This is a genomic window from Arthrobacter sp. 05L421 (genome assembly GCF_056397785.1).
Genome location: NZ_JBFTOC010000075.1, coordinates 1 through 410 on the forward strand (window position 1 = coordinate 1; position 410 = coordinate 410).

1 rRNA gene is annotated in these 410 nt (G+C 60.3%); it reads left to right on the forward strand.

The annotated features are described in order from the left end of the window. The first annotated feature begins 239 nt into the window (after nt 1-239). Nucleotides 240-356: ribosomal RNA gene (rrf, locus tag AC1DKQ_RS22480) — 5S ribosomal RNA — on the forward strand. The last annotated feature ends 54 nt before the right edge of the window (nt 357-410 follow it).

A 410-nucleotide genomic window follows, 5' to 3' on the forward strand; every position in this document is an offset into this window, starting at 1 on the left:
ACTTACACCACACACCACCCCGCGAACCCGTTTCAAAAGGGGTTCGCACCAGGGGTGGTACAAAGAAACAAGACTGCTTGCGTCCACTATGTGGTTCCCAAACAACAAACCCGTTGCTTGAGAACCGACAACAAAATAACAACACCACACCCGCGGAYCCCGGTCCGCGGAGCACATGTTGTAACACCAGTTTTCCCACCCCCACGCCCMMMGGGCCGCGGCGGGTGCGGACACAGGGTTACGGCGGTCATAGCGTGGGGGAAACGCCCGGTCCCATCCCGAACCCGGAAGCTAAGACCCACAGCGCCGATGGTACTGCACCCGGGAGGGTGTGGGAGAGTAGGTCACCGCCGGAACACCATTAACGGTCGAGGACCCCCAACCACGTTGGGGGTCCTCCCGCATTTAAC